The organism is Pseudomonas sp. W4I3 (assembly GCF_030816195.1).
Lineage (GTDB): Bacteria > Pseudomonadota > Gammaproteobacteria > Pseudomonadales > Pseudomonadaceae > Aquipseudomonas.
On sequence record NZ_JAUSXS010000001.1, the window covers coordinates 5,581,506 to 5,606,170 of the forward strand.

General features: G+C 55.8%; 20 protein-coding genes, 1 tRNA gene and 2 pseudogenes. 6 read left to right on the forward strand and 17 right to left on the reverse strand.

Annotated features, from left to right (window positions below; translation table 11 throughout):
* Positions 1–5: 5 nt before the first annotated feature.
* From hscB to trmJ, 7 genes are all read right to left on the reverse strand, one after another.
* On the reverse strand, positions 6–527 hold the full coding sequence (hscB, locus tag QF045_RS25405) for a co-chaperone HscB (RefSeq protein WP_306494529.1): 522 nt from the start codon (positions 525–527) through the stop codon (positions 6–8).
* Between the two features lie 8 nt (positions 528–535).
* Positions 536–859 (reverse strand): iron-sulfur cluster assembly protein IscA, encoded by a 324-nt coding sequence (iscA, locus tag QF045_RS25410; protein WP_003209680.1) that lies wholly within the window; start codon positions 857–859, stop codon positions 536–538.
* Between the two features lie 28 nt (positions 860–887).
* Positions 888–1,274, reverse strand: coding sequence for a Fe-S cluster assembly scaffold IscU (gene iscU / locus QF045_RS25415; protein ID WP_003175965.1), 387 nt, complete (start codon positions 1,272–1,274; stop codon positions 888–890).
* Positions 1,275–1,373: 99 nt separating this feature from the next.
* On the reverse strand, positions 1,374–2,588 hold the full coding sequence (locus QF045_RS25420; protein WP_191952396.1) for an IscS subfamily cysteine desulfurase: 1,215 nt from the start codon (positions 2,586–2,588) through the stop codon (positions 1,374–1,376).
* A gap of 50 nt (positions 2,589–2,638) precedes the next feature.
* Positions 2,639–3,130 carry a Fe-S cluster assembly transcriptional regulator IscR gene (gene iscR, locus QF045_RS25425; RefSeq protein WP_003194020.1) on the reverse strand — a complete coding sequence of 164 codons (492 nt, stop codon included), beginning with the start codon at positions 3,128–3,130 and terminating at the stop codon, positions 2,639–2,641.
* Between the two features lie 281 nt (positions 3,131–3,411).
* On the reverse strand, positions 3,412–4,194 hold the full coding sequence (gene cysE, locus QF045_RS25430) for a serine O-acetyltransferase (protein ID WP_306494530.1): 783 nt from the start codon (positions 4,192–4,194) through the stop codon (positions 3,412–3,414).
* 2 nt (positions 4,195–4,196) lie between these two features.
* Entirely contained in the window at positions 4,197–4,967 is a 771-nt protein-coding gene (trmJ, locus tag QF045_RS25435; protein WP_124388106.1) for a tRNA (cytosine(32)/uridine(32)-2'-O)-methyltransferase TrmJ, read from the reverse strand.
* Between the two features lie 145 nt (positions 4,968–5,112).
* On the opposite strand from trmJ, the gene suhB reads away from it, so the two are divergent.
* A complete protein-coding gene (gene suhB, locus QF045_RS25440) occupies positions 5,113–5,928 on the forward strand; it encodes an inositol-phosphate phosphatase (protein WP_003175971.1) in 816 nt (271 codons plus the stop codon).
* Between the two features lie 208 nt (positions 5,929–6,136).
* On the opposite strand, the gene QF045_RS25445 is transcribed toward suhB, so the two are convergent.
* From QF045_RS25445 to queA, 6 genes are all read right to left on the reverse strand, one after another.
* The gene (locus QF045_RS25445; protein ID WP_005791197.1) at positions 6,137–6,679 is read right to left on the reverse strand and encodes a glycine zipper 2TM domain-containing protein; all 543 of its coding nucleotides are present in this window, start codon (positions 6,677–6,679) and stop codon (positions 6,137–6,139) included.
* Positions 6,680–6,802: 123 nt separating this feature from the next.
* Positions 6,803–7,717: a protein translocase subunit SecF gene (secF, locus tag QF045_RS25450; RefSeq protein WP_306494531.1), complete on the reverse strand. Its 915-nt coding sequence runs from the start codon at positions 7,715–7,717 to the stop codon at positions 6,803–6,805.
* Between the two features lie 9 nt (positions 7,718–7,726).
* Positions 7,727–9,595: a protein translocase subunit SecD gene (secD, locus tag QF045_RS25455; RefSeq protein WP_306494532.1), complete on the reverse strand. Its 1,869-nt coding sequence runs from the start codon at positions 9,593–9,595 to the stop codon at positions 7,727–7,729.
* A gap of 62 nt (positions 9,596–9,657) precedes the next feature.
* Positions 9,658–9,996 carry a preprotein translocase subunit YajC gene (gene yajC, locus QF045_RS25460; RefSeq protein WP_003175975.1) on the reverse strand — a complete coding sequence of 113 codons (339 nt, stop codon included), beginning with the start codon at positions 9,994–9,996 and terminating at the stop codon, positions 9,658–9,660.
* Between the two features lie 43 nt (positions 9,997–10,039).
* Positions 10,040–11,155: a tRNA guanosine(34) transglycosylase Tgt gene (tgt, locus tag QF045_RS25465; protein ID WP_003175976.1), complete on the reverse strand. Its 1,116-nt coding sequence runs from the start codon at positions 11,153–11,155 to the stop codon at positions 10,040–10,042.
* Positions 11,156–11,160: 5 nt separating this feature from the next.
* The gene (gene queA, locus QF045_RS25470) at positions 11,161–12,210 is read right to left on the reverse strand and encodes a tRNA preQ1(34) S-adenosylmethionine ribosyltransferase-isomerase QueA (protein WP_306494533.1); all 1,050 of its coding nucleotides are present in this window, start codon (positions 12,208–12,210) and stop codon (positions 11,161–11,163) included.
* 108 nt (positions 12,211–12,318) lie between these two features.
* Here queA and QF045_RS25475 point away from each other — a divergent pair.
* Positions 12,319–12,403 (forward strand) — tRNA-Leu (locus tag QF045_RS25475).
* Between the two features lie 165 nt (positions 12,404–12,568).
* Here the strand turns inward: QF045_RS25475 and QF045_RS25480 are convergent.
* Positions 12,569–12,876, reverse strand: a pseudogene (locus tag QF045_RS25480) (DUF3077 domain-containing protein).
* A 580-nt stretch (positions 12,877–13,456) separates the two neighbouring features.
* Positions 13,457–14,647 carry a hypothetical protein gene (locus QF045_RS25485; protein ID WP_306494534.1) on the reverse strand — a complete coding sequence of 397 codons (1,191 nt, stop codon included), beginning with the start codon at positions 14,645–14,647 and terminating at the stop codon, positions 13,457–13,459.
* A gap of 518 nt (positions 14,648–15,165) precedes the next feature.
* On the opposite strand from QF045_RS25485, the gene QF045_RS25490 reads away from it, so the two are divergent.
* The 3 genes from QF045_RS25490 to QF045_RS25500 all read left to right on the forward strand — a co-directional run bounded on the left by QF045_RS25490 (position 15,166) and on the right by QF045_RS25500 (position 19,703).
* Entirely contained in the window at positions 15,166–15,687 is a 522-nt protein-coding gene (locus QF045_RS25490; RefSeq protein ID WP_306494535.1) for a hypothetical protein, read from the forward strand.
* A gap of 111 nt (positions 15,688–15,798) precedes the next feature.
* Positions 15,799–16,056 carry a DUF3630 family protein gene (locus QF045_RS25495; RefSeq protein WP_306494536.1) on the forward strand — a complete coding sequence of 86 codons (258 nt, stop codon included), beginning with the start codon at positions 15,799–15,801 and terminating at the stop codon, positions 16,054–16,056.
* 293 nt (positions 16,057–16,349) lie between these two features.
* Positions 16,350–19,703 carry a P-loop NTPase fold protein gene (locus QF045_RS25500; protein WP_306494537.1) on the forward strand — a complete coding sequence of 1,118 codons (3,354 nt, stop codon included), beginning with the start codon at positions 16,350–16,352 and terminating at the stop codon, positions 19,701–19,703.
* Between the two features lie 250 nt (positions 19,704–19,953).
* On the opposite strand, the gene QF045_RS25505 is transcribed toward QF045_RS25500, so the two are convergent.
* A complete protein-coding gene (locus QF045_RS25505; RefSeq protein WP_306494538.1) occupies positions 19,954–20,628 on the reverse strand; it encodes a hypothetical protein in 675 nt (224 codons plus the stop codon).
* Positions 20,629–21,022: 394 nt separating this feature from the next.
* Positions 21,023–21,691 carry a hypothetical protein gene (locus QF045_RS25510; RefSeq protein WP_306494539.1) on the reverse strand — a complete coding sequence of 223 codons (669 nt, stop codon included), beginning with the start codon at positions 21,689–21,691 and terminating at the stop codon, positions 21,023–21,025.
* Positions 21,692–22,176: 485 nt separating this feature from the next.
* Here QF045_RS25510 and QF045_RS25520 point away from each other — a divergent pair.
* Positions 22,177–24,541, forward strand: a pseudogene (locus QF045_RS25520) (FdhF/YdeP family oxidoreductase).
* Positions 24,542–24,665: the final 124 nt, after the last annotated feature.

Here is a 24,665-nt window from a genome sequence, read left to right on the forward strand (position 1 = left end):
CTGGGTTAATCGTCGAGGCGCTCTTCTAGCTGGCGCACTTCGTAGGTGAGCTTGTCGAGAAACTGCATGCGCCGCATCAGGCGCTCGGCCTGCTCGCGTTGCGCTGCGTCATCCCAACAGGCCGCGAAGCTTTCGTTGAGCTCATCCTGGGCGGTTTTCAGGCGACGCTTGAACACCGCGACTCCGGCCACATCGGCTTCGTCCTGCAAGTCTTCGAGTTCTTCGCGCCACTGCATCTGCTGCAGCAGGAAGTCCGGATCATGCACGGTGACTTCCATCGGCAACTCACCGCCTTTCATCGCGAGCAAATAACGTGCGCGCTTGGGGGGGCTTTTCAGCGTCTGATAGGCTTCGTTGAGGCTGGCCGATTGCTCCAGCGCCAGGCGTTGCTCACGCTCGGAAGCGTCAGCGAAGCGGTCCGGATGCACGCCACGCGCCAATTCTCGATAGCGCGTGGCAAGCTGCTCGAGGTCCAGCCGAAAGCTCGGTTGCAGCTCGAATAAAGCGAAATGACAAGGAGTACCCACAAGAAGCCTCAGATGTTGAAGCTTTCGCCGCAGCCACATTCACCGCGCACGTTGGGGTTGTTGAACTTGAAGCCTTCGTTCAACCCTTCCTTGACGAAATCGAGCTCGGTGCCGTCCAGGTAGGTCAGGCTTTTCGGGTCGATGATCACTTTCTCGCCGTGACTTTCGAACACCTGGTCTTCCTCAACCACCTCGTCGACAAACTCCAGCACGTAGGCAAGGCCGGAACAGCCCGTGGTGCGAACACCCAGACGAATCCCCTCACCTTTACCGCGCCCATTCAGGGAGCGGCGAATGTGCTGCGCAGCCGCTTCTGTCATGCTGATAGCCATCGTTGACTCCTTACTCGTCGCCAAATGCTTAGATCAAGCCTTTCTTCTGCTTGTAGTCGCGAACGGCCGCCTTGATGGCGTCTTCTGCGAGTACGGAGCAGTGAATTTTCACTGGCGGCAGGGCCAGCTCTTCGGCCAGCTGGGTGTTGCTGATGGTGACAGCCTCATCCAGGGTCTTGCCTTTCATCCACTCGGTAGCGAGGGAGCTGGAGGCAATGGCGGAACCGCAGCCGTAAGTCTTGAACTTGGCGTCTTCGATAACGCCAGCGTCGTTGACCTTGATCTGCAGGCGCATCACATCGCCGCACGCCGGAGCGCCAACCATGCCAGTGCCGACATCAGGATCTTCCGCGTTCATCTTGCCGACGTTGCGCGGGTTTTCGTAGTGGTCGATGACCTTTTCGCTGTAAGCCATGGTACTGATTCCTCACTCATCAGGGCCGCTCTGGAACCCTGTAGAAACGCCTGCGTTTTCCGCCACGTTCCTACAGAGCTTGGGTGGCGGCTTCTATATTTAGTGTGCCGCCCACTCGATCTTGGAGATATCGACACCGTCTTTGTACATGTCCCACAGCGGCGACAGAACGCGCAGCTTGTTGACAGCTTCGCAGACTTTCTGCGCGGCGTAGTCGACTTGCTCTTCAGTGGTGAAGCGGCCGAAGGTAAAGCGGATCGAGCTGTGTGCCAGTTCGTCGTTACGGCCCAGGGCCCGCAGCACGTAGGACGGCTCCAGGGAGGCCGAGGTGCAGGCCGAGCCGGACGATACCGCCAGGTCCTTGAGCGCCATGATCAGCGACTCGCCTTCGACGTAGTTGAAGCTCAAATTCAGGTTGTGCGGTACACGTGCAGTCATGCTGCCGTTGATGTACAGCTCTTCAAGGTTCTCGACCTGCTTGTAGAAGCGATCGCTCAACGCCTTGATGCGCACGTTTTCGGCAGCCATGTCTTCCTTGGCTACGCGGAAAGCTTCGCCCATGCCGACGATCTGGTGGGTCGCCAGGGTGCCGGAACGCATGCCGCGTTCGTGGCCGCCACCGTGCATGGCGGCTTCGATACGCACGCGTGGCTTACGGCTCACGTACAGTGCGCCGATGCCTTTAGGGCCGTAGGTCTTGTGGGCCGAGAACGACATCAGGTCGACTTTCAGCTTGGACAGGTCGATCTCGACCTTACCAGTGGACTGAGCGGCATCGACGTGCAGCAGAATGCCCTTGGAACGGGTCAGTTCGCCGATTGCTTCGATGTCGTTGATCGTGCCGATTTCGTTGTTCACGTGAATCACGGAAACCAGGATGGTGTCATCACGCAGCGCGGCTTCGATCATGGCCGGGGTGACGATACCGTCGGTGGTCGGCTCGAGGTAGGTGACCTCAAAACCTTCACGCTCCAGTTGGCGCATGGTGTCGAGGACAGCCTTGTGCTCAATCTTGGTGGTGATCAGGTGCTTGCCCTTGGTCGCGTAGAAATGCGCCGCGCCCTTGATCGCCAGGTTGTCGGACTCGGTGGCACCGGAGGTCCAGACGATTTCACGCGGGTCCGCACCCACCAGGTCGGCGACCTGGCGACGAGCGTTCTCGACCGCTTCCTCGGCTTTCCAGCCGAATACGTGGGAGCGGGAGGCCGGGTTGCCGAAGTTTCCGTCAACCAGCAGGCATTCGCTCATCTTTTGCGCGACACGCGGATCAACCGGGGTGGTCGCTGAGTAATCAAGGTAAATCGGCAATTTCATGGACTTTCTCCTAAATCAGGCTGGCTGGCGTGCCGTTAGCTCTGCGGCTGTCACTCGACGGCGGACGCTTCGATCTTGTCCAGACGCGGCGCCTTGGTGTTGCAACGGCGCTGGTCCTGACGCTGGGCTACTTCTTGCACCTCACGGCGAGTCACAAGATCAGCCAAGCTGATACCACTCAAAAACTCATGGATCTGCAGGCTCAAGTCGCACCACAAGTGGTGCGTCAGACAGGTGTCGCCAGCATGGCAGTCACCCAGACCCTGGCATTTGGTGGCGTCGACGGATTCGTTGACCGCGTCGATCACCTGAGCCACCTGGATGCCCTGCATGTCGCGGGACAACTGATAGCCACCACCTGGGCCACGAACGCTGGAAACCAAGTTGCTACGGCGCAATTTGGCGAACAGCTGCTCGAGGTAAGACAGGGAAATGCCTTGGCGCTCGGAGATATCGGCCAGGGACACCGGCCCAGTTTGCGCGTGCAAAGCCAGGTCGAGCATGGCAGTCACCGCGTATCGGCCTTTTGTAGTCAGTCTCATGGACAAGTACCAAGGTGTTTCAGAATGGGAGCAAGTATGCGATTCCCGAGTATTTAAGTCAACTATAAGACCTAGTACTTTAGTCAGGATTACCCGTAAAAAGGGCGCGCGAATCATAGCAGGGTGGGGTGGGGAGGAACAGCGGCAGCGGATGACCAGCAATTCCAGACACTATGGAGACCCAATGTGGGAGGGGGCTTGCCCCCGATAGCGGTGCATCAGCCAATACTTCAGTGACTGACCCACCGCCATCGGGAGCAAGCCCCCTCCCACAGGAGAACTCAGCCAGCCTTGGTGGCGGCTTCGTCCTTGATCTGGGCGAAGTCTTCTTCACGCAGCTCAGGCAGCTCTTTCGCACAGTAAGTGCTACCCAGATCCTTCAGCGCGCCGCACATCCCGTCCAACTTGCCATCTACCGCTTGCAGATGATCAAGCAGTTGGCCAATGGCGCGAGCCACCGGGTCGGGCATGTCTTCGCTGACACCGTAAGCGTCGAAACCGATCTTCTCGGCCATGGCCTTGCGCTTGGCTTCCAGCTCGTCGCCAACTTCCGGCTTGACGATGATCCGCCCAGGAATGCCCACCACTGTGGCACCGGGAGGCACTGCCTTGGTGACCACCGCATTGGAACCCACCTTGGCGCCCGCGCCTACAGTGAAGGGGCCGAGCACCTTGGCGCCCGCCCCCACCACCACGCCGTCACCCAGCGTCGGGTGGCGCTTGCCTTTATTCCAGGTGGTACCGCCCAAAGTCACACCCTGATAAAGCGTCACGTCATCGCCGATCTCGGCCGTCTCGCCAATCACGATGCCCATGCCATGGTCAATAAAGAAGCGACGACCGACCTTGGCGCCCGGATGAATTTCGATCCCGGTCAACCAGCGCCCGAAGTTCGACACCAGGCGCGCCAGCCACTTCCAGCCCATGCCCCACAGGGCGCCGGACAAGCGGTGAATCCAGATCGCGTGCATGCCCGGGTAGCAGGTCAGTACTTCAAAGGCGTTGCGCGCCGCCGGGTCACGGTGGAAAACACTCTGGATATCTTCTCGCAAACGCTCGAACATTTTTAATCCTTCCGCTTAAGGAGCTCGCCACGGGCCGCTTTCTGGGTTTCCGTGAGGATGCCACGCAATATATTCATTTCCGCCCGGCTGACCGAGCTGCGTCCGTAAAGGCGACGCAGGCGCGCCATCAAGTGCCGTGGTTTTTCAGGATCAAGGAACTCGATGGCCACCAGGGTTTGCTCCAGGTGCTCATAGAATCGCTCCAGCTCGTCCATGGTGGCGAGCTCGCCACTTTTGGTCGATGCAACCTCTTCCTTTTCCATCTTGCTGGGCTGACCGGCAGCCGCCAGCCAGGCCATGCGCACTTCGTACGTCAGCACCTGCACCGCCGCGCCGAGGTTCAGCGAACTGAACTCGGGGTCTGATGGGATGTGCACGTGGTAATGACATCGCTGCAGCTCTTCGTTGGTCAGGCCGGAGTCTTCACGGCCAAATACCAGGGCGATTTCTGCACCACCGGCCGCTTCCTCCACCACTTTGGTGCCGCACTCACGCGGATCCAGCAGCGGCCAGGGAATGCGACGATCACGAGCGCTGGTGCCGAGCACCAGGTTGCAGCCGACCAGGGCGTCTTCCAGGGTCGCGACAACCTGGGCGTTTTCCAGGATGTCATTGGCGCCGGATGCGCGGGCATCGGCCTCGTGGTGCGGAAACACACGCGGCTCGACCAGCACCAGGCGTGTCAGCCCCATGTTTTTCATGGCTCGAGCTACCCCGCCGATGTTGCCGGGGTGACTGGTATTGACCAGGACGACACGAATGTTTTGCAGCAAGGGAGGCGCTCTCGGACACGGGAAAGGGGAGCAAATCTTACAGAACCGCCCAAGGTTATGCCACGAAAGCTAACGTCGTCCTTCACCTGAAGAAAGTTTCTGCTAGAATGCCCGGCTTTCTTTAACAACCTTAGGTGACACATCCATGCAGCCCATGCTGAATATCGCGCTGCGCGCCGCCCGCAGCGCCAGTGAATTGATCTTCCGCTCTATCGAGCGCCTGGATACCATCAAGGTCGACGAAAAAGACGCCAAGGATTATGTATCCGAGGTGGATCGCGCCGCCGAACAGAAAATCATCGACGCTCTGCGCAAGGCCTACCCTACCCATGGCATCCTCGGTGAAGAAACCGGCCTGCACAAAGGTAGCGGCGAAGGCGAAGACTACCTGTGGATCATCGACCCACTGGATGGCACCACCAACTTCCTGCGCGGCATCCCGCACTTTGCCGTGAGCATCGCCTGCAAATACCGTGGCCGCCTGGAACATGCCGTCGTTCTCGACCCTGTTCGCCAGGAAGAATTCACCGCCAGCCGTGGCCGTGGCGCCCAACTCAATGGCCGTCGCCTGCGCGTCAGCGGCCGCACCAGCCTGGATGGCGCCCTGCTGGGCACCGGCTTCCCGTTCCGTGACGATCAAATGGACAACCTGGAAAACTACCTGGGCATGTTCCGCGCCCTGGTCGGCCAGACCGCAGGTATTCGTCGCGCTGGCGCAGCGAGCCTGGACCTGGCTTATGTGGCTGCCGGTCGTTTCGACGCATTCTGGGAGTCGGGCTTGTCCGAGTGGGACATGGCTGCAGGCGCCCTGCTGATCCAGGAAGCAGGCGGCCTGGTGAGCGACTTCACCGGCGGTCACGACTTCCTTGAGAAAGGCCACGTGGTTGCCGGCAACACCAAATGCTTCAAAGCAGTGCTGACGGCGATCCAGCCGCACCTGCCGGCTTCGCTGAAGCGCTAAGCGAGCGAGCACAAAAAAGCACCCCGAGGGGTGCTTTTTTTATGCCTGGGATTTGCTGTGTAGTGAAACTCTAGCAACACCACCATTCAAATGTGGGAGGGGGCTTGCTCCCGATGGCAGTGGATCAGCACCTGATTGGCTGGCTGATACACCGCTATCGGGGGCAAGCCCCCTCCCACATTTTGAACTGTATAGGCTTTAGAATCTGTTACTGCTGATTCTGGCCGAGGATCAGACGACCTTCTTTGTCGACTGGAATCTGGCCGCCTGGATCACGCTCCATACGCACAGTGCCTTCCTTGCCGTCCAGGTTGTAACGCACGTCGTAACCCACAACCTTGTCACTGATGTCGTTCACGGTGTTACAACGGGTTTGGGTAGTGGTGTAGGTATCACGGTTCTGCATACCTTCCTGAACCTTGTTACCCGCATAACCGCCACCAACCGCACCGGCTACCGTAGCCAGCTTCTTGCCATTACCACCGCCGATCTGGTTACCCAGCAGGCCACCGGCAAGGGCACCCACCACGGTACCGGCGATTTGATGCTGATCCTGCACCGGACGCTGCCGGGTCACTGTGACGTCCTTGCAGACCTCACGCGGGGTTTTAATCTGGGTTTTCACCGGCTGTACCGCCAGTACTTGCGCATACTCAGGGCCGCTTTTTACCAGGCTGTAGGTGGCGACAGCACCCCCGGCAGTCACACCGACAGCACCCAATACCGCACCAACCAGCAACGACTTGTTCACGTTGAACCTCCTGACCATCACAAACGGATCGAAAGATCCGCGCTATACCCAGCCTTGGAGCAAAAAAAAGGGCGTGAGTTCAATCTCGCGCCCTTCTTGCAACCGTTGATCAACAAACGCCCATCAAGGACGGTCGTCGACCTCCTTGCCAGTGCTGGCCGGAGGGATCAGGTCTTCGCTGTTGAGGTTCAGCCAGATCAGCACCACGTTGGCGATGTAGATCGACGAGTAGGTACCCGCCAGAACGCCAATGAACAGTGCCAGGGAGAAGCCCCACAGGTTGTCGCCACCGAAGATCATCAGCGCCGCGATCGCCAGCAAGGTGGAGATCGACGTAGCCATGGTGCGCAGCAGCGTCTGGGTGGTGGAGATGTTGATGTTTTCGATCAGCGTCGCCTTGCGCAGTACGCGGAAGTTCTCACGAACCCGGTCGAATACCACGATGGTGTCGTTGAGCGAGTAACCAATGATCGCCAGCACCGCCGCCAGTACCGTCAGGTCGAAGGTGATCTGGAAGTACGCCAGGATACCCACGGTCACGATCACGTCGTGGATCAGCGACACAATGGCGCCGACACCGAACTTCCACTGAAAGCGGAACGCCAGGTAGATCATGATCCCGACCAGCGCCATCAGCATACCGAGGCCGCCCTGGTCGCGCAGTTCTTCGCCCACTTGCGGGCCGACGAACTCGACGCGCTTGACCGACGCCGGGTTATCGCCACCGACCTTCTGCAAGGCCTCTGCCACCTGGTGACCCAGTTGCGGGTCTTCCCCAGGCATGCGCACCAGCAGGTCGGTAGTGGCGCCGAAGCTCTGCACCACCGCCTCGTGATAGCCGGCCTTGACCAGCTCGCCACGCACCAGCGTTACATCGGCAGGCTTCTCGTAGGTCAGCTCGATGAGCGTACCGCCGGTGAAGTCCAGGCCGTAGTTCAGGCCTTTATGGAACCAGCTGAACAACGCCAGAACGGTAAGGAGCACGGTGGCGCCGAACGCAATGTTGCGAACGCCCATGAAGTTGATTGTACGTAACATGGCAGCCCCTTAAATCCACAACTTCTTGAAGTCACGTCCGCCAAAAATCAGGTTGACCATTGCGCGGGTCACCATGATGGCCGTGAACATCGAGGTAAAGATACCGAGGGACATGGTCACCGCAAAACCCTTGACCGGGCCGGTGCCCATGGCAAAGAGAATCCCGCCGACCAGCAACGTGGTCAGGTTGGAGTCGAGAATCGCGGTGAATGCCCGGCCGAAGCCTTCGTTGATTGCACGCTGTACGGTCATGCCGGCAGCGATCTCTTCACGAATCCGCGAGAAGATCAGCACGTTGGCGTCAACCGCCATCCCCATGGTCAGCACGATACCGGCAATACCCGGCAAGGTCAGCGTAGCGCCCAGCAGCGACATCAGGGCCAGCAGCATCACCATGTTGCCCGCCAGGGCCACGGTGGCGATAACGCCGAAGAAGCGATAGATGGCGATGATGAACAGCGACACGAACAACATGCCCCACAGCGCCGCATCGACACCCTTGGTGATGTTGTCGGCACCCAGGCTTGGGCCGATGGTGCGTTCTTCAGCGAAGTACATCGGCGCAGCCAGGCCACCGGCACGCAGCAGCAAGGCCAGTTCCGAAGACTCACCCTGGCCGTTCAGGCCGGTGATACGGAATTGCGCACCCAGCGGCGACTGGATGGTCGCCAGGCTGATGATCTTCTTCTCTTCCTTGAAGGTCTGCACCGGCACGTCTTTTTCGACGCCGTTGACCATCTGCTTGGTGTAGGTGGTAACAGGGCGTTGCTCGATGAAGATCACCGCCATGCTGCGACCGACGTTGCTGCGCGTGGCGCGGCTCATCAGTTCGCCGCCGTGACCATCCAGACGGATGTTCACTTCAGGGGTACCGTGCTCGCCGAAACCGGCCTTGGCGTCGGTAACCTGGTCACCAGTGATGATCAAGCCACGCTCGATCAACGCGGGAGGACGGTTGCCTTCACGGAATTCAAACTCTTCGGAAGTGGCGCGCGAAGCACCCGGCTCAGCCGCGAGGCGGAATTCCAGGTTGGCGGTTTTACCCAGAATACGCTTGGCTTCAGCGGTATCCTGCACGCCCGGCAGCTCAACCACGATACGGTTGGCACCCTGGCGCTGCACGATCGGCTCGGCTACACCCAGCTCGTTGACGCGGTTACGCACCGTGGTCAAGTTCTGCTTGATCGAGTATTCGCGGATTTCCGCGATCTTGGCCGGGCTCATCGCCAGACGCAGCACCGCCTGACCATTCAGGTCGGCCGGCACGATGTCGAAATCGTTGAAGTTCTTGCGGATCAGCGCACGGGCCTGTTCGCGGGAAGCTTCGTCAGCAAAACCCAGCTGAATGGCGCCATTGAGCTGCGGCAGGCTGCGATAGCGCAGCTTCTCTTTGCGCAGCAAGCTCTTCACGTCGCCTTCGTAGACTTTCAGACGCGCGTCGAGGGCTTTGTCCATGTCGACTTCCAGCAGGAAGTGCACACCGCCGGACAAGTCCAGACCCAGCTTCATCGGGTGCGCGCCAATGCTGCGCAACCATTGTGGCGTGGTCTGTGCCAGGTTGAGCGCAACAACGTAGTCATCACCCATGACCTTGCGCACAACGTCTTTGGCCGGCAATTGGTCTTCTTGCTTGGTCAGGCGCAACAAGCCGCCCTTCGCACCAGCCGCCAATGTTGCCGCCTTGACCTGGATGCCCGCGTCAGTGAGCGCTTTGCTCGCGCGTTCCAGATCAGCCTGATTGACCTGCAGCGCAGTGCTGGCGCCAGTGATCTGGATCGCCGGGTCATCAGGATAGAGATTGGGAGCGGAATAAATAAAACCGATCGCCAGCACCGCCAGGATCAGTACGTATTTCCACAGAGGGTATTTGTTCAGCATCACGCCGCCCGCTTATAACGCGGGGCGCCTTGCGCGCCCCGTCGATTGGTAAAGGTTGTTACTTAGATCGCTTTGAGCGTGCCTTTAGGCAGCGTGGCGGCGATGGCGCCCTTCTGGAACTTCATTTCCACGGTGTCGGAAACTTCCAGTACCACGAAAGCATCGGAAACCTTGGTGATCTTGCCGGCGATACCGCCAGTGGTCACGACTTCGTCGCCTTTTTGCAGGCTGCCCAGCAGGTTTTTCTGCTCTTTGGCGCGCTTGGCCTGTGGACGCCAGATCATCAGGTAGAAGATGACCAGGAAGCCGACCAGGAAAATCCACTCGAAACCACCGCCCATAGGGCCGGCAGCGGCAGGCGCAGCGGCGTCAGCCATGGCGTTAGAGATAAAAAAGCTCATTTAGCACTCCAGTTGCAAATAGTGAATCTTAGGGTCGGGAAACTCAGTCCAAGGGCGGCACAGGGAGCCCGCGCTTGGCATAGAAGGCATCGACGAAGGCGGCCAATGTACCCTGTTGAATAGCCTCGCGCAAACCAGCCATCAGGACTTGGTAATGACGCAAATTGTGGATGGTATTCAACATGCTACCCAGCATTTCCCCGCACTTGTCCAGATGGTGCAGATAAGCACGCGAGAAGTTCTGGCAGGTGTAGCAGTCACAGGTGGGATCCAGCGGCGAATCATCATGGCGATGGAACGCGTTACGGATCTTCAGCACGCCTGTATCGATGAACAGATGCCCATTGCGGGCATTACGGGTTGGCATCACGCAATCGAACATGTCCACACCGCGGCGCACACCCTCTACGAGATCTTCCGGTTTGCCAACGCCCATAAGGTAACGAGGTTTGTCTGCCGGCATCAGGCCTGGCAGGTAATCCAGCACCTTGATCATCTCGTGCTTGGGCTCGCCCACCGACAAACCGCCGATGGCCAGGCCGTCAAAACCAATCTTGTCGAGGCCTTCCAGCGAGCGTTTACGCAAGCTTTCATGCATGCCGCCCTGCACGATGCCGAACAACGCGGCGGTGTTATCGCCGTGGGCATTCTTGGAGCGCTGCGCCCAGCGCAACGACAGCTCCATGGAAATACGCGCGACATCTTCGTCAGCCGGGTACGGCGTGCACTCGTCGAAAATCATCACGATGTCCGAGCCCAGGTCGCGCTGCACCTGCATCGACTCTTCCGGGCCCATGAACACCTTGGAACCATCCACCGGCGAGGCGAAGGTCACGCCCTCCTCCTTGATCTTGCGCATGGCGCCCAGGCTGAACACCTGGAAACCACCGGAGTCGGTGAGGATCGGGCCTTGCCACTTCATGAAGTCGTGCAGGTCGCCGTGCTTCTTGATCACTTCCGTGCCCGGGCGCAGCCACAGGTGGAACGTGTTGCCCAGGATGATCTCGGCGCCGGTGGCAACGATGTCACGCGGCAGCATGCCCTTGACGGTGCCATAGGTGCCGACCGGCATGAAGGCCGGGGTCTCGACGGTGCCGCGCGGGAACGTCAGGCGACCACGACGGGCCTTGCCATCGGTGGCCAATAATTCAAACGACATACGACTCATAAGTTGTCCTCAGGGCCGCGCGGCGCCGGATTGCGGGTGATAAACATCGCATCACCGTAGCTGAAAAAACGGTACCCATTGTCGATGGCGGCCTGGTAAGCGGCCATGGTTTCCGGGTAGCCGGCAAATGCCGAAACCAGCATCAACAGCGTGGATTCGGGCAAATGGAAGTTGGTCACCAGGCAGTCGACCACATGGAACGGCCGGCCTGGGTAAATGAAGATATCGGTGTCGCCACTGAACGGCTTGAGCACGCCATCCCGCGCCGCGCTCTCCAGCGAACGCACGCTGGTGGTGCCCACCGCAACCACCCGACCGCCACGCGCCTTGCACGCGGCAACCGCGTCCACCACTTCCTGGCTGACTTCCAGCCATTCGCTGTGCATGTGGTGGTCTTCGATGTTATCCACACGCACCGGCTGAAACGTGCCGGCCCCCACGTGCAGGGTCACATAGGCCGTCTCGACGCCCTTGGCAGCGATGGCGTCCAGCAGCGGCTGGTCAAAATGCAACCCGGCCGTCGGCGCCGCCACGGCACCGAGCCGCTGGGAGTACACCGTCTGGTAGCGCTCGCGGTCCGAGTCTTCGTCGGGGCGGTCTATATAAGGAGGCAACGGCATGTGGCCGACGCGCTCCAGCAGCGGCAACACCTCGTCGGCAAACCTGAGCTCGAACAAGGCGTCATGACGCGCAACCATCTCGGCCTCGCCACCGCCATCGATCAAGATACTCGACCCCGGCTTGGGCGACTTGCTGGAGCGCACATGGGCCAGCACGCGATGGCTGTCCAGCACCCGCTCCACCAGAATTTCCAGCTTGCCGCCGGAGGCTTTCTGGCCAAACAGCCGTGCCGGAATCACCCGGGTATTGTTGAACACCATCAAATCGCCCGGGCGCAAATGCTCAAGCAAATCAGTGAATTGACGGTGTGCGAGGGCACCGCTCGGCCCGTCCAGGGTCAGCAGTCGACTGGCGCGACGCTCGGCCAACGGGTGGCGAGCGATCAGCGAATCAGGGAGCTCAAAAGTAAAGTCAGCAACGCGCATGATGGGGTTCGTCTAGCAGGGCCGGGAAGTCTAGCCGAAATAGTCAAAATTGACCATGAAACGTGATTGACCAACGGTAATCTCATCTCTATACTTCGCCGCCATTGAGCCCTGATGGCGGAATTGGTAGACGCGGCGGATTCAAAATCCGTTTTCGAAAGGAGTGGGAGTTCGAGTCTCCCTCGGGGCACCATCTTAAAAAAAGACCTTGAAATTCAAGGTCTTTTTTTTCGTCTATAGAAAAGTGGGCAGCCCGCAGATTCATTCTTCACCGCCCACTGCCAACCTGAAACACGGTCCGCTGTAGGAGCTGGCTTGCCTGCGAAGACGCCAGCCCAAACACCCTCAAACCACCTGCCTACACACCAACCGATTCCCCCTCCTCCACCACCCCATTCGGCAACATCCCCTTCGCCAAATCATCCACCACCGCCTTCGCCATCTCCCCCAAATAATGCGCCGCCCAGGCATAGCGATCCGCGCTGTTATCCATCGCTGCATCCAACGCCAGCATTTTGGAACAGTGCAGAAGCTCGGAAGCATGTTCCAGGGCATCGCGGATGGGTACGCCGGAATTGACGCGGAATAGGCGGTGAAGGTTGGGCTGTTTGCCGCAGGTGGAAAAGTGATGACGCCGAGGGTTTTGTTGAGGGGTGGGTTGATCATTGGGCACCTCCGATCTGAGCGGGGGTGTCGATTGCGGTACTGCGAGGGTAAGGCCTGTCAGAAACGCTCATGGTTCTAGCTCCTAATGTCGAAAAGCTGCCACATTCGTTATCAGGCGAAAGGGTGGCAGCTGTGCGCAGGCTGATAAACCGGGACAATAGGAACCCGGCAGGCCCGAAGGCCTCCCGCGCACAGCCGCCATAACACGACTGTGCGGACGCAAAAAAAGCGTCGGCATGGTGCTGGAGACGCTTGAGCGCCTATTGTTCCACGGGTTATCAGGCCCGGTCACTGAATTTGCAGTGACTGTGGAAAGGTAGCTCAGGAGCGTACGGGTCTAAAAGCTGGGATCTGTGGCGAAAAGTTTCTGATAGCTAGGCTGAGGTTATCAATTCAAGACAATAGTTATGCGCGCTCTACTCACGCCTCAACGGTAAGTGGTACTCCGACAGGCCGCAGTCGGCCAAAAGCGGTCAGTTCCGAGGTACACCTAAAATAAAGCCGTGTCACTCCCGGCGACACGAACAGCATACAAAACTCCTCCGGCGGCAAATGTGAATAGCTTTGTTGAGGGAAAGCATCAGAGTTCTGGGAATTTTGACACCATGGGTATCCCCATTTCGGTCAGCTCTTTTTTATCTTGAACAGATAAACAAGTACTACCATAAAGATCACGGTTTTTTGCGTATTGGGTATATTTAAGCATGTAGCTCATTGCACTTATCGAGTCGTAGTAACTTAACGAGTACTTGTCCCGAAGCAGACGTTTTAAATCGATGCAGTAAAGCTCAAATGCTGAAACTTGGGACTCATCGACTTCACCGGTAAGCTTAGCCATCTGCTGCATGTTTATATAAGAGGCCTCATTGCTCGCTGAGTCCCATAGCCTTGAGGACTGGCCTCCCTGCACCGTTAAGCTATTCAGTGGATTAATGTCTGGAATCATAATGGGAGGCTTTTCACCTTTTGAGTCTACCTGAGCAGCAATGAAACTTGGAGAGAGGTGAGAGTAGATTGTTATCCTCGCAATTATGCCGCCTTCATCATCGCCTCTGGCCAAATCTTGCTCACCTTGGATATTATAAACATACTGTCTGCTTCCATCTTTTGCAGGCTGCAAAAAACTAATCTTAGTTACATTGCTGGTTTTGGTTATGGTTTTGCTGATAGAACTGTCAATTGTAGCAACAGCTCGAGCCACTAAGTCCTTAGACAACTCCGAAATAATCCATGTCCCTGGCTGCACAGAAGTGAAAGCCTCGGTAGCACTGGCGATATTTTGTGCGATGGATACGTCGGTTCTATTAGAAGCAACATAGTTAATTTCATATTTCAGCTGGGTGCTGGCTCTTACCAGTACCGAAGGTGACTCATACTTATCTTCTGTTGATAATTGCCATGAGTTGCCGCCTGCGTCACGCCTGTAATTAAAAATCACCACCGGTGGCAGCTTTACATCGTTGAGTATGGGTGTGACGGTTACGCCAAATTGCTGTACTTCTTGACCAAATATATTTCGTGCAAGTCTTTCAATTGCACCTTGTTCGCCGCTTGAATAGGTTGTTGGGAACGTCGATTCGATGCGTAGCTGACCATAATAATAATTTGGCGTGGGCGTAGGGTTATAAATAGCTGTTCCCGCTTCATCCCTGTAGATACCTGCGGTTTTTTTTGGCTTCAGATTCGGCTCGACGGGATCCACTGGTTTTGGAAATGGGAGGCAGCCGCCCAACCCTGCCACACTTAATGCGACCAACATCATCTTTTTCAATTGAGCAGCTCCATGATTTGCCCTGGATGGTGCAGGATCGCGTTAGAAGACTTCACCTGCGACTAACCAAGCGCGATCAGGACACGAGCATAGCTGACACTTGGAACAAATCCAGGAGGCAAGAAACAACTGATCCACAGCCTCAGAAAGCGGGCTAATCCTCCTGAATCTACGCAGCGAATCGCGGCCATTTTTATAGGTACGCTCGAATGACTGCTCTTGGCCGATTGTGTTGAAAAAGTCGGCTTTCCCAAAACACTCGAATATTGATGGATGAAAACACCTCTGTTGCACGCTGCTACGTGAAATCCGAGTCTTGGACCTTCTGCCAAAAATTCAGATTTCAATCTCAGACGCGTACTTTTATGGCGTGGAATTCGAAGCCGACTTTTTCAACAGAATCGGCCGATTGTTGCCTTTCGCCACCGGCAGCGATCTGTCGATAGATGCCGGTGTCGCGCTTCTGCGTATCTCCTGATAGATATCTAACGGATTGATCTGTCTCAGGATAAAGTGGCGTGTCAAATGATCAGGGCATGCACATGTCAAAAATGACTCAGAGCTTGAGCGTTAATGAACAGATCTCTTACCTGAAGGTAGGTACAGAGCTAGGTATTTTTAGCGTAGCGGACGTTGCCCAATGGGCAGATGATCAAATCGCTACACAAGAAGACCCTGCCTACGAGCTGATAGAGCTTTCACTCATGAGTAACTCGAACCGATACGAGATTGCAGATCAATTGGTTCGAATTGGGGCGCCCTCTTTAAACCCCGCTGAGGTCTTGCCGTGTCTACTCGCCAAGGCACATAAGAGGCTCCTCAATGAACCAGATTTTGGACGGATTTTAGCGGAGGGGCTGTACCGATCCTGGTCAGCCTCAATCTACGACTTCCCAGAAATCTTGAATCCATGCGGTTACTTCGACGATGCCTATTCATTGGCTGAGAACGGGGTATATGGGACGACCGATCAGATAACGCGCGAGCTACTTGAGTTCACCTCTCGATTCCAGAACTGCACTGAGCTTTTTAGCGCCTAAATGACAGATGTGGGAGAAGGCTACCAGCTGCGAGAGGTCGCTTTCGACCCATTGCGATCATTCGCAGGAGCCACCAGAATCGGGGGACTTCTGGTGGTGAGGTGACGCATTGTGAGGATTGAAGTATCAGAAGAAGCCGACTGGACGTTTTTCGAGGACGTGGCCCGTGTTCTTGAGCAAGGGCTGGGAGGTTGCTGGAAAGAGAGGCTCGATGGTCAAGACCAGCGCTACTGGGATCTGTTGGTAGATGAACACACGCTCGCCTTGCACCTTGAACACTATTTAGGCATTTCAGTGGTCATTCCCGATGGCGCAGATGACATCGCTCGAAGAGTATGTGCATTGCTCAAGCAGCCTCCTTGCGGGTGAGCCCGCTCCAACAAAGATCACATCTGATCTAGACGGCAGCAGTGGGTCGATTTCTGCCTGTAGCCACCGTCAGCTTTTGGCCGAAAGCGATCATCGCCTGACCTTAGATACAGCAAATGACATACCTGTAAGCTATGCAGAAGACCTGCTGCCAACTCTCTCCAGATCCAGCACGATTACCGTGCAGTCCTAGCGCGCGACGCATCTAACTACTCTGGTGCAAATTGCCGACAAAGTCGTATGCTGGAGGCCATTGGCCATGCAGTACTGGCCGGCCGAGGCGCAAGGGACTGATGAACAACCTAAACTTCCAAAATGAAAGCCCGTCCGATGTCGATGTTTTCAAGGGCGAGAGTCACGACCGCGTGGCTCAAGCGATGCATGATTATCTAAAGCCTAAAACCAATCACCGCGTGATTGGATTGGACGGTGAATTCGGCTCAGGGAAGAGCTCGATCCTTCAGATGCTCGAAAAGAAGATCGTTACGGAGAAGTCGAAGACGAAGCTGTGGCTCTTTGACTGCGAGCAGAATTATCAAGGCTCGATCAAAAGCAATTTTATCCAACAACTGACCGAGCAAGTGACAGAACTGCTCAAGACATTGGGTCGAGAAAAGCAAACCGCGGAGGTCGAAACCAGCCGCGACATCGCCTTAGGTCGGCACTACAGCTACACGAAGGACACCCGCAGTCATATCAGTATCTGGGCAGTGCTACTGATCGCAAGTGGTGTACTTACGCCGACCTTCATTCGTGACTATCTAATTCGCCTTCATGGCAGCGATTCTCTCGCCCTAGGGCTCCATGCTCTTTACCTGCTGGCGTGCACAGCGCCTGGCATTATTCTTCTGTTCGCGTATCTGGCTAACCGAAGAGAAGAGGATCCTAAGAAGCGCTGGAACTTGGCCAGTCTGCTCAAAGGCAGCTCAGATGATCGAATCACCGAAACTATCGAAGTCAGCAAAGAGGTAAGCCCTCTCGATTTGAAGCAGGCCCTCCGGAAGCAGCTACATGCAGTGAAGGATTACCACATCATCATTGTGATCGATAACTTGGACAGGCTCCCACGGGATGTCTTACGAGCGGTATGGAGCGATCTAGAAATTTTCACGTCCGTCACAGGCGAGGAAAATCTCAGTGTCATAGTGCCATTCTGCTCCACAAAGGTATCCAAATATCTCAATGGTGATAACGAGCAGAGCTACGACTCGAAGGACTTCATCGCCAAAAAGTTCCCTGTGGTGTTCCGTACCCCGCCGATCATCACATCCGGCTGGAAAGATGCATTCAGGAAACTTTGGAGTGAGAGTTTTGGTGCATCCAACCTGTTGGATGCTGATGCGTGCAGCGTGATTCTCCAGCGTCATAGCCCCATGGCTGGCGGGTTGGTGACTCCTCGCCTACAGAAAAGATTCATCAACGACATCGCAACCACACTGCTGGTCACTGCAGATAGACCAAGCGTAGTCTGCATCGCTGCCTACTTGGCAATCTGCAAATATAATAGCGTGGCCATCGAGGAGATGCTGAAAGACCCAGATGCTCCGACGATCGGTGAGAGCGCTAAGAGCGCCACAGAGGCTGAAGATGAAACCGCCCAAGCCGTGGCGCTGAACATCGATAAAACTAAACGCTCCCTGAAGGCACTTCTGGGAGAGGACATGAAAACAGGCTGGCCCATCCAGATCCTACAGATCCATTTCCAGACATCTTCGGATATCGCCATCGCTGAGCTGATCGACCAGCCACTTGAAGATGCTATCGAATCCCAGGACGGTAAAAAGCTCGCCGCACTCGTCCCTTACTTTGGGTTCAAAGACTCTTTTGTTCGCCGCTTGGAGACACCCGTTTCCCCGGTCAGTCTTCTGAAAACCCTCCATCAAGCGTCTCAAATGGAAGGATGCAGTATTGATGACCTGCTGCCGCACGTGAGTGCGAAATTCGGGGATGGGGATCAGTTGAATACGGTAAGCACAGAACCCAGTTACTTTGAATCCATCAAAGGACTGATTGGGTTAGGCCTACGCAGAGACATCTTCGAGAAAGCACTGGCGACTGCCAAAACCGCGTTCGAAGAAATGGCAGAAGAGGCCTATGATCCTGAGTCTGTTGAAGGCTATACAGAGACCATTACCAGGTACGACAGCTACCTGGATTCTGTGAACGCCCTCTTTGAACCCTTGACCATGGGTGGTGCTGAACTGTTGTTCCATATAGTGATGCCCGATCCAGATCTCAAAAAGATTGATACGAGTAAAATCAGCCTCAACGACAATGGCTTGAGGGACGCAGTGCTGCAACTGGCAGCGACTGAGCATGCAAAGCTGAATCGAGTTCCACTCAATGAAAGCGATTGGCTGCCATGTTTCACAGCCTATTTTGGCCAAAAAAGACTGAGCACTATCCCTAGGCCTTATTTCTTAGGTGTTGAGGCCACTGCGGCAGTTACGACGGCAATTGATTTGAACCCTACTGAACATAGGGTCTGGTTCGCAGCAGCCCTGTTCGGAAAGCTTTCCAGCGCGATACCACAGCTGATTCTGGTGCATCTACCTAACGTGAAATCCAACCGCATCAAAGTCTCAATTGCAGTCATGTACATGAGGCTGAACACGGGGGTACCACTAAGCGAGATTCCAGGCATCAAGGAGGCCTTTGAAGCCGAGCAGGATTATCTGGACGCGTTGGTTCGGGCAGCGATCATCTCTGAAAACCTCTTCAAACTGACGATTGAAGATGAGTCTTCACACCTAGTGGCACCGATTCTATCTAGGCTGATTAAGGTCGGAGCCATCGGAAACGTTGCCTCTGACCACGTCTATGAGTCGTATTCGACCCTTGCGGGTAGGCTGAGTGGCTACGACCTAACGGATAATGAATTTCTTGATTGGTTCACCTCGTTCAACTTGGCATCCGAGAAAGTACCCGCGCTCCCAGATATCGACACGCTGTTCTTGAGACACGCCCTTGAGGGATCCAACGCCAAGTTGCTGGAGTTGCGAGCCGCCATACTTGATCGTAGCTTTGGGATAGATATTGATGCTTCTGGATGGACGAACCTCATTGAAGCTGCCAGCACCAATGAGCGAACTGCGTTGAGATACATGATCGACCACAAAATCGATTTTGCGGGTGAGACTTCGGCTCACCAAGCTATGTCCGTCTGGCTTATAGCTGCAGTCAAACAAGCCACGTTCGCCAAACCTTCCTACACGATCATTCAGAATTCAAAGCTACTGCTCAACCTCTTTGAAAAAGACACCCGCGCCATTACTGGCACCATGCTTCGACCATCTGTATACGATCTCAATGTCTCTGTGGAGGCCTCAATCTTTATTCTGGGCGAATACGGCGAGCTGTTGCCGAGCATCACCCCGAGAACACCTGAAGAGGAGGAACGTCTTCTTCAGGTACTACTGCAGATGAACAATGATCCTGAGGGCACAAGATCCGCAGCGAGTTTTATAGATTCAAGAGCGTCTCAATTCGCTGAGTGGAAAATTTCTAATGAACATAAAGACACGTACGCTTCCCAGGTAACCAAGCTTAAGGAACGCCTCCCAAATATCTACACTAACCTGTCCGAGCAGCATGGGAACAAGGGACGCATGCAGAAATTGGCAAGAACCCTTTTCGGCAAAGAGTGAAAAATTGAAGTCGCCTGCATCGACTTGACGACATAAAACGTGGGGGAGGAAAGCAGGCGAAACTTCTAGCGGCACTCTGGTAATCAATTATGTAGTAGGTCGGCTTACACTCGTGACGTCTAGCGGGGCGGTTTGAGCCGAGACCATGAAGGACAGTCGGTCGGTTAGGACGTATAACCGGTATCAGCCAAAGTTGACGTTGACGTTGACGTGACGTCTGAGCTCAGGGCGTCGCATCTACAGCGAATTATTAAGCGTGTTTATGTACTCCATCCAATTTGTTGATATCAACTACCACCTCATACTCTATTGATTGATCCGAAAATAAAACATAGTCTTTTAGGTATCTCGTTTCTAATACGACCCTGTTATTCTCATCAAACCAGTCCTGGCCTAAATAATGAGCATACGCAAATTTTTGAGCTGACTCTAACGATGTAGACCACGCTTGCCCGAAGGAGCGGTTTTCAAGCTCGCTTCTATCGCAGCCTCGATATAGGGTCAAAATCCGAGGCAATGAGTCAATATCGTTTGGCTCAAGCACTTCTGTGAGCACTATTTGGGGGTGCCAACACTCATTTTCTTGACGTGTATAAAGTTGATGCAGGCCATTGTATGCATAACACACAAATGAATGTCGCAAGGCGTCGAGCACCTGAAACGCTTCGCTATTTACTATCTCGTCAGTGATCTCGCAGAAAAGCGCATTTATCAAGTCTTCGGCCTGATTGCCTCTGAAGCACGAAAGGTCTCGATGCAACCCTGACGCCTCAAATGCCTTAATTGTTTCTATGGATCTTGATATTGCGGCTATCGCGACCTCCTTGAACTCCGAAAAGAATGGCTCACTCAGCTTTGACTCAATTGACTCAACAACTACCTTCCTGCTTTTCGACATAAAGTCACGGTCTGAATATGTAAACATTTACCAGGCTCCCACGATGCCAGAAATCAGCCAGCTGCTTTAGCCAGTCGGCTGCATTCAGTATTTAGATGTCTCGCATGAAAGCATCAACACCTCGTATGCCCTTTCAAAATACTCAGTTAACTTTTCGCGTGCAGCAAATTTTTTTGAAAGCTCTGCAGGATGTATTGAGACGCTCCTAATTTCCTAGACGCCGTCGACTGGCTCCTTTTGGCCGATTGCTGCCCGCCATAAATGGCAGAAATCGGCCAAAAGCAGGCGTTACATTAAGAGCTGCTTTTAGCCGATATTGGATAGGGTGGTGGATTCCAGCTGCAATCCCTCAACAGCTGCATGCCTCCCCGCCTCGCATTATCTATTTCTCAACGCACGTGATTCAGCGCCTGCGCCCTCGCTAAGCGACTTCTAATAGACCATTAGTCGCTTTCACATGATTCACCACTGCTTCAGTGATTTGAGGAATACTCCACCCTTCGGCATTAATAATGGTGCTATCTGGATAATGGGCTCGTATGTGCAACACATGGTCATGCAGACATACAAACAACACATCATTATTTTTTAGGCGAGCCTTGAGTGCTATCAAATATTCAGGTGCAGCCTCCGATCCCACCACCATGACACGCGGAGAAGCAAAATTCGCAATTGCGGGACGGTCAATTACGGCAACTGAACAGTTTGACGTGCGAATTGCTTCAAACCAAAAACCGTCCATTAACGATTCAACCAAAGTATTTTGGTTCGTGTCGAAGATAATATCCACAAGCTTTGGGAACCAGGCAACATAGCCGATGGCGGATGGTTTTAGCTCTTCAGTTGTAAAACATGCCCGAAACAATTCCTCAGCTAGCTTAGTCAGTTTTTTATCAACATACATCAACCTTGAAACTAGCTCATCGTATTCATGCTTTTGTACCGGGTGACTCAGGTGCAGTATCTCAACAGGATCAACATGACCCTTACCTTGGCTCGGTTTCCCGGTAGCGGTCGCTTCCAAACGTCCGCTTATGAACGCAAGCAGACTGTTGTGGCCGTCCGCTATGGGTCGATAGAAGTCGCTCATAAGTGGCTGCTATCGGCCGATAGCCGCCCTTGACCAAGCAAATCAGTTTTACCTTAACAGCTGCGCAGCTTTCCCAATTCAGCGTCCCGCGCTGCGACCTACGAGCAGAAAAAGGGTACGGATCTATAATCTAAGCAAAATAAATCTGCCCCCTCTTCGCTCCGCCACCAAGGACATCAACCTACCGACCGGTACAGCAATCGGTGTGCTCATCCGCAATGGCCAGCGGCTGATCGCCCATAAGGCCACCGTGACCGAGTCAGACGATCACATCATCATGTGTCTCGCAAATAAGAACGCATCCGTGATGTGAAACGGTTTCAGATGTAGTTGAGTTTTGTCTGAACAGCTCGCCCCCTAACTGAACCTCCGCCCCATCCATCTGGTCAGCAACGCTCGTCGCCCAACCCGAATTCTCCCTCCCCGTGCGCATCACAACCCTACGCACCACGCCTTCACGGCCGTCAACAGGGAGAACCCACTCAATGTCTGAACCCAAAAATCCCCAGCCCCCACTCCAAGGCTCCCAGTCCGACGGCTCCGCCGCCGGCGGCTGGCCCGCACTAAACGCCGTCAACAAGCACCTGCTCCACCAGCACATCCTGCTCAAGGGCAACCGTACCCTGTTGTCCATGAACAAGCCGGACGGCTTCGACTGCCCCAGTTGTGCCTGGCCAGACCCAAAGAAGCCGCACACCTTTGAATACTGTGAGAACGGGGCCAAGGCGCTGGCGTGGGAGTCGACCAAAAAGCGGGTCACGCCCCAGTTTTTCGCTCAGCATACGGTGAGTGAGCTGGCTACCTGGAGCGATCACGACCTGGAGGATCAGGGCCGTATCACCGAGCCAATGCGCTATGACGCGGGCAGTGACAAATACTTGCCGGTCAGTTGGGATGAGGCTTTCGCCGAGATCGGGCAGGAGCTGCGCCAGTTGAGCGATCCGTGGAAGCTGGAGTTGTACACCTCGGGGCGTACGTCAAACGAAGCGGCGTTTTTGTATCAGTTGTTTGGCCGCTTGTATGGCATGGCTAACTTTCCTGACTGCTCGAACATGTGTCACGAGACCACCAGCGTGGCGCTTCCTGAGTCGATCGGCGTCGGCAAAGGCACCACCACGCTGGAAGACTTCGAGAACGCCGATGCGATTTTCATCTTCGGTCAGAACCCCGGTACCAACAGCCCGCGCATGATGTCGGAGCTGCATGCCGCCGCGCGCCGTGGTGCGAGCATCATCTCGTTCAACCCGTTGCGCGAGAAGGCGCTGGTGCGGTTTGCGTCCCCCCAAGGACCCGCGCGACATGCTCAGTCGCAGCGGCGTGAAGATCAGCTCGCAGTACCATCAGGTCAGAATCGGCGGCGACATGATTGCCGTGCAGGGCATCTGCAAAGCGGTGATCGAGGCGGACGATGCGGCTCAGCGTGAAGGGCTGCCGCGTGTACTGGATGTCGACTTCATCGAGGAGCACACCCACGGCCTTGAGCGGTTCGCCGATTACTGCCGACAGCTGCCGTGGGAGATCATCGAGCGTCATTCGGGCCTGACGCGTCAGGCGCTGGAAGAGGTGGCGGCGGTGTATATGCGTTCGCAGCGGGTGATCTGTTGCTGGGGCATGGGCATTACGCAACACAAGCGCGGTGGCGACGCGATGCAGCAGATCATTAATCTGCTGCTGTTGCGCGGCAACATCGGCAAGCTGGGCGCGGGTGCTTGCCCTATTCGCGGCCACTCCAATGTGCAGGGTGACCGCACCATGGGCATCTACGAAAAAGCCGGCGAGCCGTTCCTGGCCAGCATGAGCAAGGTGTTCGGGTTCGAGGCGTCCCGCAAAGGTGGGCATGATGTGGCCGAGGCCTGTGAAGCGCTGCTGCGCGGCGAGGTGGAAGCGTTTATTTCGATGGGCGGCAATTTCTTCCGTGCCATCCCGGATATCGACGTGGTGTGCCCGACCGTCAAGCGCCTGAAAATGACCGTGCTGGTCAACACCAAGCTCAACCGCAGTGCAACGGTCCATGGCCAGAAAGCGTTTTTGCTGCCGTGCATCGCCCGCTCGGAGCTGGACATGCAGAACGGCGTGGCGCAAACCGTTACGGTGGAAGACTCGATGTCGATGGTGCACGGCTCCACCGGCATGCTCGAGCCTGCGTCGAAACACCTGATCTCCGAAGTGGCGATCATCGTCGGCATGGCCAAGGCGACGCTTGAACCCAACCCCAACGTGGATTGGGACAGCTACGTGAGCGATTACGCGCGTATCCGCGACAAGATCGAAGCCGTGCTGCCCGAGCAGTTTTATGACTTCAATCAGCGCATCAAAGAGCCCGGCGGTTTCCGCCTGCCCAATGGCGCCAGCGAGCGCCAGTGGAACACCGAGTCGGGCAAGGCCAACTTTCTCTTTCCCGAGGGGGTTTTTGACGAAGACGACACGCCACCGGGCGCCGATCATTTGCAGTTGATGACGATCCGCAGCCATGACCAGTTCAACACCACGGTGTATTCCAACGATGACCGTTACCGGGGTATCTACGGCGACCGCATGGTGGTGATGCTCAACCCGCAGGACATCGAGCGGCTTGGGCTCAAGGCTGGGGACTACGTCGAATTCCAGACGGCCCTCGACATGACAACGCCGCGTCGTGCGCAGGGCTTCAAAGTCATCCCCTTCGACGTACCGCAAGGCTGTTGCGCCGCCTACTACCCGGAGACCAATGGCTTGCTGCCACTGGCGAACCGGGACAGCCGAAGTAACACACCGGCGGCGAAATCCATCCCGGTGAACCTGGTGCGGATGAATCCAGAGCAGACGCAAGTGGCGTTGGAACGGCGCGGATTGATTGCGGCGGCCATCTAAGTCTGGTGTTACAGCTCGTTACCTCCAAAAGCGAAAAGAGGGACAGATTTATTCCGGGAGGAATAAATCTGCCCTCCTCCGCTCTCCCCTGTTGCCCGACAAAAGGTTCAAGCCAAACGATTCG